At 63.4% G+C, this 8,290-nt stretch carries 4 protein-coding genes and 4 pseudogenes; 4 read left to right on the forward strand and 4 right to left on the reverse strand.

Annotated features, from left to right (window positions below; translation table 11 throughout):
- Nucleotides 1–411 precede the first annotated feature (411 nt).
- The 4 genes and pseudogenes from P3H15_RS52230 to P3H15_RS52245 all read right to left on the reverse strand — a co-directional run bounded on the left by P3H15_RS52230 (nt 412) and on the right by P3H15_RS52245 (nt 4,551).
- Entirely contained in the window at nt 412–1,725 is a 1,314-nt protein-coding gene (locus tag P3H15_RS52230; protein ID WP_276144534.1) for an AAA family ATPase, read from the reverse strand.
- Nucleotides 1,682–2,824, reverse strand: a pseudogene (locus P3H15_RS52235) (AAA family ATPase); the annotation flags it as partial. The gene P3H15_RS52230 and the pseudogene P3H15_RS52235, both read right to left, overlap by 44 nt.
- Before the next feature lie 805 nt (nt 2,825–3,629).
- A pseudogene (locus tag P3H15_RS52240) lies at nt 3,630–4,042 on the reverse strand (transposase); the annotation flags it as partial.
- 377 nt (nt 4,043–4,419) lie between these two features.
- Nucleotides 4,420–4,551: a hypothetical protein gene (locus P3H15_RS52245; RefSeq protein WP_276144535.1), complete on the reverse strand. Its 132-nt coding sequence runs from the start codon at nt 4,549–4,551 to the stop codon at nt 4,420–4,422.
- Nucleotides 4,552–4,590: 39 nt separating this feature from the next.
- Here P3H15_RS52245 and P3H15_RS52250 point away from each other — a divergent pair, with 39 nt between their 5' ends.
- From P3H15_RS52250 to P3H15_RS52265, 4 genes and pseudogenes are all read left to right on the forward strand, one after another.
- Entirely contained in the window at nt 4,591–5,784 is a 1,194-nt protein-coding gene (locus tag P3H15_RS52250; protein ID WP_276144536.1) for a hypothetical protein, read from the forward strand.
- Nucleotides 5,741–7,008: pseudogene (locus P3H15_RS52255) on the forward strand (IS21 family transposase). The gene P3H15_RS52250 and the pseudogene P3H15_RS52255 overlap by 44 nt, the downstream one beginning before the upstream one ends.
- A complete protein-coding gene (gene istB, locus P3H15_RS52260; RefSeq protein WP_276144537.1) occupies nt 7,005–7,847 on the forward strand; it encodes an IS21-like element helper ATPase IstB in 843 nt (280 codons plus the stop codon). The pseudogene P3H15_RS52255 and the gene istB overlap by 4 nt, the downstream one beginning before the upstream one ends.
- 73 nt (nt 7,848–7,920) lie before the next feature.
- Nucleotides 7,921–8,290: pseudogene (locus tag P3H15_RS52265) on the forward strand (DDE-type integrase/transposase/recombinase); the annotation flags it as partial.

Below are 8,290 nucleotides of genomic sequence, written 5' to 3' on the forward strand. Positions count from 1 at the left end.
ACTTCGGCCCGAAAACGGGTTGCCCCTAATCAACTACACGGAAATCCGCGCTAACTCGTCCAACTGGTCGAGCGTCTTGCATGACTGGAGGTTGTTGGGCAACTGGCTATCGGTAAGAGCCGATTGAAGATACCCGGAGAGCGGACGGTCACTCTTCCGTGCGCTGTTGAAGACTGGGGGCACGGAAATAGAGCCTACTGGATTCGGGTGCGCCATTGCGGCGAGCACCTGACGGACGAACCGCTGGTCAGAAGTCAGCGGCAGCCGCCAGAGTCGGATGATGTCAGCGGCTTTCGCGCCATTCCACGGAACGATGTTTCGACGTGTGGGGCCGACTGGGCATCACCTGGCGCTGGCACGGGTATCGGCGACTACTCCTACTGAAGCTGCGAACAGCCGCGACGCTGTCAATCAATCAAATTCTGCGATGGCGACGAGTGCTGCGCCGTCAATCTGAAGTGATTCGCACATGGCGTTGTAGTGATTCGTGTCGAGTTTCCGGATCAGGTGAAAAAGCGATGCGATGACGGTTGCGACTTCGCTGACGTCGAGGGGCTTGCCGATGTCGCCTTCTTCGTTGTGGGAGTGGGAGTGGAGATACCGTTCGATACGCACTCGCGCGGGGCCGTCGTCGATTGACTGTATGGCTGCCCGCATGCCGCCGTGGAAGTCGCCGATGTGTTGCGGGAAGTGAAAGCTGAGGAACGCTTCGAGCATTCGGCGTGCGGAGTTCGGGGCTAGGGCGAGTATGTCCATTCTTTCGTGCAGCGCGAGGTTGCCGGTGTGGGCGTCGGTGACAGCCTTCGCTACGCGTGAGAAGAGGTAGTGGTACTGCGATCGAAGTCGAGCACTCTCTTTTTTGTCTGTTGTCCATTTTTGCAGGGTCGGGACACGCCGCGTTCCGTCATGGCGTCCCTCCAGCGTATGAGCGGTCCAACCGCCCCGCATGTGCCTTTCTGCGGACTTGAGTTGGATCAGCCACTGGCGGAAGAGTTCGAAGTTGTGGGTGAGAATGAACACCTGTCGCGCGGTCGTGCGGGTAACAAGCTCGGCCCAGATGTGTGCCGAAACCCCGAACAGAATGTCCTGGTCGAGACTCGAGACTGGATCGTCGATGATCACGGTGGGCTCGGTTTTCGCGATCTCACCTGACCGCAGGCGGGCCAGGAAGTGCAGGAGCGAGATCGCCGTGCATTCGCCTTCACTGAGATTCTTCGCCGGCGACCCGTTGCGTTCGATGTGATAGCGCAGGCCGTCTCCAGCGGTGCGAAACGTAAGCTCATTTCGACCGAGAAGTCGTCGGACGTTGGTGGTGAGTTCGTCAGCGAGGGGAACGGGGTTGGCGTCGACCTTTTTGAGTTCGACGATCCGGTCGGCCAGTGTACGCAGCTCGTCCTGTGCCGTGGTGCGGTCGTCTTCTGCCTGTTTGATCGACGTGGTCAACTCGTCAAATTTGGCCTGGAGTTCGGCGACGCGATGCAGCTCAACTCGTGTGGCGGCCGCCTTCGCATCGGACTGGTGGCTGGCGCACCGAGCGTTGTGTGTGCTGAGTATGGCGTTGATCGGGTCCAGTTCTGGGGGTGTCAAGCTGATGTCGGCACCCAGTTGGGACGTCTGAAATGGATTGTTGCGTTTCGAGAGTAGGCGGCTGACGAGTTCTGTGACGGTGGTGTTTAAACGTCTTGGCCGCGGTTCGGTATGCGTCGGCGGCAGAGAGCATGTCATCGGCGAGCTCTGGGTAGACCTCGGTGGGGCGGGGAAGGGATTCCGCGAGCTGGTCGGCAGTGGCTGCGGCCTGCTGAAGCTTGTTGATCGTGCTGTCGATTCGCGACTGCAGGCGCTGGAGGGCGGAGTCGAAGTGAGCTTCTAGCTGCCCGCGGCGTGTCTCGGTCAGCGGTTGTCCGCAGAAGTAGCATGAGTCCGAGTGTTCATGCAGTGCTATCCCTCGTTGGGCCCATTGGGCCCGCTCCTCATGTCCTTTGAGAGCCGCGATGGCATCTACGGTCACCTCGGCTTCGAGAAGTGCGCGAACCTCCGCTACAACCTCGTTGCCGGCGATTGCGGGCCCGGTGACAGCTGTGACTGGATGTTGCCGGGGTGCACCGACGATCTGAAGATCGCCTTCGACGTCCACCGAAGCAGACGAGAACACCCCACGGTCCGCCTGAAGTCGAGTTCGGACCGATCCCTTGTGATAGACGTTCGTCGCCCGGTACTGATCGACTGCGCTCAGTTCCTCAACAACCAGCTGGGCCGTGCGCTGCAGTGCCGTGTCCAGCTGTTTCGTCTCCGAGACAATGCTGGCCTTGCGGCTGGCCTGGATGGCTTCGAGTTCTGCACGTCTGGCCAGGGCGGATTCGAGCTCTGCCTGGGCGTGGATGTTCTCCTCGCCGAGGGTGAGGAGACTGTCGGGGTTCGGCCCGTCCTCATGGTCGAATCGCATACTCCGATTCACGTAGCTCTTGTTGAATACGTGAACACTCCGCCAGAATTCCTGCGAATTCTCGTTCAGCGTAGTTTCCGGACTGCCGTCGTCTTGGTAGGCGATGCGCAGGTTGACGCCCGAAAGAGTGCCTTGGGAGCAGGATTCGAACAGCGTCGCGAGGGTGCTCTTTCCACTGCCGTTCGGCCCGTACACCACATTCACACGACGGAAGGGCGCTGAGTCTCCGGGATTGTGCCAATCCTGAAACGCACGGTAGTTGCCGATCTTCGCGATCCGACGAATCAACAGATTCTCCCCACCCGGCAGGATTGGCCAGCCGACGCTCTGAACCTCTGGCGTTAGAGGCAGCGGAATCTTACGCGAGAAAACATGCGACATCTGTTGGCGCGGCGGACTTTCCTCTGATGTGACGTATTCGGCAGTGCTTCCTGACGGATCGACTGCTGGCAGCGAGGCGTGGGGGGAAGGCCGGAGTGCCGCTGATCCTCCAATGTCACAGAGCTTGCTGCAGGTCACGGCAATAATGAGTGCATGTGAGGATGGCCGGTATACACATGTCGACGTGAGGGCCTTGTACGGGCGGCAGGGTATGGGCGTACGGCACCGCACGCTGCGGCTGTGCCGCAGCGTAAGACCCGCACCAGCGGATTTCAGGCGCCTCAGCGTTGTGGTGGGCGGGGTGCCCAGCTCCGGGGCTCAATCGGCTGTCCGGCAAATCAGCGGCACTGTTCCCTTGGGACGCGGCAGAGGCGGTCTTCTGTGTCGGAACGCGAGATCCGCCGGAAACTTGTCATTCGCGTGAATGATACTGAGCTGCAGGGTCACTGACACCTCGCCGTGGTCCGGGGGCTGGAATGCGCATCGGATTGGGTGCCCGATGCATACGGACTCGGTAGGTCGACGTCTGGGTTGACGTAGACCGGTGGTGGCGCGTATGTCGGCGGTGGCGCGGGTGCGACGTAGGTGACACGTGGTCGGGCTGTTGTTGCCGGCGTCTGATATGGGCGGGTGGTCGTGGTCGTGGTCGTGGTCGTGGTCGTCGACTCGAGCTGGTCGGCTGGTCATCGAACATCAGATTCGCGACCCCTGCGAGCAGGAAACAGGGCGAACATCAAGAGGGCGCCGTTCACAGTTGGCGACCAGTGTCGAGGACCCTTCACTGTGCGCTCACGCCGCGCATCTGGTCGGGAGCCTGTTCACCGGCGGCGTTCCAGGTGATCCGTCGGGCTGTCGAGCGGGCGGAGTTGATGCCGCCAACGCTTTCGGAGCGTCAGCGGCCAATGCGGCTATCAGTCTCGAGACGGTGGGATCGGACGCGACCCGGCCGAAGACTGCGGGCTCTTCCCGCAGCAGCGCGATATCGGCCAGGCAGTCGCCGCCCGGGGCGAGTGCCATCGTCAGATCGGCGATGATCTTGCCCGGATCGTGGGAGGTCGTCGGTTTACGCCACGGCTCGAGCGCACTCGACAACGCGGTCGTCAGACCAGTTTTCTCTGCGGTGCGTAGCAACAACACCGTCCCGGGGTGCGACACGACACCAGTTCCGGTGGGGTCAACGGACAGTGACGGGTACCACGAAGTGGACTTGCCCGCCAGAAAGGGCTCCTCGAATGCAGTGAATATCGGCCCTCAGCAAGCCATATTCTTGCAGTTCAGAGAGCCTTTCTTCATGATCAACACGCGGCCGGGGCATGACCAGCGTGAAAGCCCGAGGCTAAGGGTCAGGCTCGGCGGCGGGGAGGTTGATCTTGTCGGTGCATCGCAGCACGAGAACCATAAGTTGTCGAGTATCGTCGAGTGTTGCGATGGGAAAGCCAGCAGCCCGCCCTCTGGGGGTCCACAGTGGGCCAGGATGAGAAGCGGCGACCTTCGGATTGGCAATTTAGGTGCAGCAGAATGTCGTGATGCGTATCTTCCGTGAGCTGCACGAGAACAGCGACGATCCCCTCCGCCGAAAGGATCGGGAGGAGCCGTCACCCACCAAGGACGAGGGCGACCTGTTCATCCATCGCCCCAGCCCGCGCAAGTTCCGCGTTCTCCTGGACGTCGAGCATCTTCAGCATGACATGCCGCACGTCCAGCTGTTCGAGGCACTTGTCGGGCATTGGAGGGTGTTCTCGCTCGCCGTCGAGGCCAGCACGATCGTGTCGACCGACTTCTCCACACCTGCCCGATCCGGATTTCTGAAGGTTTGTCACACCATCGCGGCTGCGGGCGGACCGGTGTACACCTGGTCGAGCAATGACAAGGACGAGCATCCGGACGGCTCATCCACCACGGCCGCGTACGGATTCACTCAACCGCAGATGCAGATCTGGGAGACGGTGCAGACGTACCGTCGCCTTGAACGGCGGGACCGCGGCGCCTTCCGTCTGAACGATGCGGTAACCCAGGCGATTTTGGCCGAGGTTGCACGTGACGCCGGATTCGACCTCCTCGTCTCCGAATCGCCGGTCGCCGGGTGCCGGCTCTTGCCGGTGCACGACCGGGTCGTGGTGGTCTCCCGCGCCGAGGCGGTTCCTGTTCTCGCCCACTACCTGCGCCGCCAGCACATCTTCCTATCCGGGCGTCTGCTCAATTTAAAGCACAGCCGCCACAACTACTACGAGCAGGCGGTTCACGCCCTGGCGCCGGCACTGCGTGGATGGGAAGCACGAGTTGCGGCGGCTGGCTCGACATCGGAGGTCGGTGCCGACGTGCAGTCGCGGTATTTGACGGCCATCAGTCGTCTTGCCCGCGCACTCGAGAGCCGCGACGACATCATCTGGAGCTTAGGTAGCTACCTCACAGCACCGGTGCGCGAGGACTGCATGGACGACTTCGATCACCTGCTGCTTCTGTTGTGCGGTGGGGTCGACGTGATCGCCCGCGGCTTGCACGTGGCCCTCGGCTTGGATCCAAAGAACGTCCAGAACGCCAAACTGCATGCGCAGTGGTACATCACCAACGTTGGAAACCGATTCAGCGACAGACCCACAGAGACCGACGATCTCGCGGAACTGGACCGCCTTCAGATCAACTTGAGAGTGATCTTCGAGCTGCGCAACTCTATCCACAACGTGCAGATCCGATCGGTCCCCGCGCTCGGGTCGTTGGTCGGGGAGGGTGCGATGAGGGCGGGTCTCCCTCGATGCTGGTGGTCTCTGACCACGCACCAGCGACCCGAAGGAGACCCGCAATCTCATGCTGACATGGGAGGAAGACGTGGAAGTACACGCACTGCACAAACAGGGCTGGACGATCTCGGCGATCGCCCGCCACACCGGACGAAACCGCCGCACCATCCGCAACTACATCAACGGCGTCACCACACCCGGTGTCCGCAAACCCGCACGTGATGACCCGTTCGAACCGTTCGTCGAGTACGTCACCTGCCGGCTCGCCGAGGATCCGCACCTGTGGGCCCGCACCCTGTGCGACGAACTCGAGGACCTCGGCTACCGGTTGTCGTATCCGACGCTGACCCGGCAGATCCGCGACCGCAAACTCCGCCCGGTATGCGAGGCCTGCGCTACCGCCACCGACCGGGCGAACGCGATAATCGACCATCCACCTGGTGAGGAAACTCAGTGGGACTGGGTCGACCTGCCCAATCCACCCGACTCGTGGGGGTGGGGTGGGGCGGCGCACCTGCTGGTCGGCTCCCTGGCACATTCGGGGCGCTGGCGCGGGATCCTGGCGCCGGCGATGACCCAGCCGCATCTGGTCGACGGCCTCGACCGGGTCAGCCGCCGGCTCGGCGGTGTGACGAGGGTGTGGCGGTTCGATCGGATGGCCACCGTCTGCCATCCGGACTCGGGACGGGTGACCGCGAGCTTCGCCGGCGTCTTGAAGCACTACGGCGTTTCGGTGGCGATCTGCCCGCCCAAAGCCGGGAACCGCAAAGGGGTGGTCGAGAAGGCCAATCATACTGCTGCCCAACGTTGGTGGCGCACACTGCCGGACGACGTCACCGTCGAACAGGCTCAGCAACGAGTGGACGAGTTCTGCCGGCTGCGGGGCGACACCCGGATGCGGGCCACCGCCGACGGCAAGGCCTCGGTGGCGACCGTGGCGGCGCCGAACCGTTGTCAGCGCTGCCGGCCACACCGTATCCGGCGATTCTCACCGAACCCCGGACCGCCTCCCGGCAGGCGCTGGTGTCCTACCGCGGCAACCGGTACTCGGTGCCCCCGGAGCTGGCGTCGGCCCAGGTCACCGTCACCCAAGTCCTCGGATCGGAGGTGATCGACATCGTCACCACCGCGCAGATCACCATCGCCCGCCACCGCCTCGCCCCGGACGGTGCCGGGGTGATCGTCCGCGATCACGGTCATGTCTACGCGCTCGAGCAGGTGGCCATGGCCGCCGCCGGGTCCGCCGGGCGCCCACACCGCCGGAAGGAACGGATCCCACCCGGACCCGAGGCGATCGCCGCAGCGGACGCATTGCGCCGCAACATCACTGGAACCACCACCACGACATCGAGTGAGGTCGAATCACCCTCGGCTGCAACGACATCAACGGTCATCGACCTGTCCGCCTACGAGCGGGCCGCCCACGGAAGGAACACCCTCGCATGACCACCACACCCACCGCCGATACGGTTCCGGCGCCGAATACCGCCGAGGCGGCCAGCCTCTACCAACGCCTGCGCGGGCACCTGGCTGTCCTCAAACTCCACGACGCCGCCGAAGCCCTGCCCGCGGTCCTCGACCGCGCCCAACGGAACAACCTGTCGATGACCGCCACCCTGGAGGAGTTGCTCTCGATCGAGGTCGACGCGACCGAGGCCCGCCGACTGGCCGGACGATTGCGGTTCGCGTGCCTGCCGACCCCGGCGTCGCTCGAGGACTTCGACTTCGACGCCGCCGCGGGCCTCGACCGGAAGCTGATCGCAGAGCTCGGCACCTGCCGCTACCTCGAAACCGCGACGAACCTGCTGCTCATCGGCCCGCCGGGAGTAGGCAAGACACACCTGGCGGTCGGGCTGGCGCGGGCGGCGGTGCACGCCGGCTACCGCACCTATTTCACCACCGCCGCCGACCTCGCCGCCCGCTGTCACCGGGCCGCGATCGAGGGCCGGTGGGCGACGACGATGCGGTTCTTCGCCGGCCCCACCCTGCTGGTCGTCGATGAACTGGGCTATCTCCCGTTGCCCGGTGAGGCCGCGTCGGCGCTGTTTCAGGTTGTCACGCAACGGTATTTGAAGACATCGATCATCATGACAACAAACCGCAGTGTCGGCGAGTGGGGCCAGGTCCTCGGTGACACCACCGTCGCCGCGGCCATGCTCGACCGGCTACTGCACCGGTCCGTGGTGCTCAATCTGGACGGGGACTCCTACCGCCTTCGTGATCATCACGCTCGCTCCGAAAACCTCCGCAAAGCCACCACCACACCCCGCCAACCGCTACAGTAATCACCGCTCACAGGTGGGCACTTTCACCGAGCAAGTCTGAGCACTTTCGCCGAGCGTCATCAGCGGCACCACCCGGACGAAGAGGGTCCGCACCACCATCGCGGAGCCGTCGGCGCCGCGGCCACCGGACCTGGTCGATCGGAACTTCCGGGTCGACCGGCCCGATGCGCTCTATGTCGCCGACTTCACGTACGTGCGGATGGTGCCCTGCTTCGCGTACACCGCGTTCGTGATCGATGCGTTCGCCGGCACGATCGTCGGTTGGGAGGTGTCGACGTCGAAGGAAACCGCGTTCGTAGAGCGGGCGGTGAATCACGCCTGCATGCTGCGGTCGATGCAAGGCAATCCGTTGCGCGAGAGGACTATTCACCACTCGGATGCGGGCTCTCAAGGCGGATTCAATCGGTCGTCGCAACACCTGGCTGTTGCAGTGAGTGTAGCTG

The organism is Rhodococcus sp. T2V, assembly GCF_029269925.1.
Classification (GTDB): domain Bacteria; phylum Actinomycetota; class Actinomycetes; order Mycobacteriales; family Mycobacteriaceae; genus Rhodococcus_F; species Rhodococcus_F koreensis.

Excerpts from the sequence above, each read along its gene's own strand:
- P3H15_RS52245 (WP_276144535.1), bottom strand. The coding sequence starts at position 4,551 with ATGCCCGACAAGTGCCTCGAACAGCTGGACGTGCGGCATGTCATGCTG.
- istB (WP_276144537.1), top strand. The coding sequence starts at position 7,005 with ATGACCACCACACCCACCGCCGATACGGTTCCGGCGCCGAATACCGCC.
- P3H15_RS52230 (WP_276144534.1), bottom strand. The coding sequence starts at position 1,725 with ATGACATGCTCTCTGCCGCCGACGCATACCGAACCGCGGCCAAGACGT.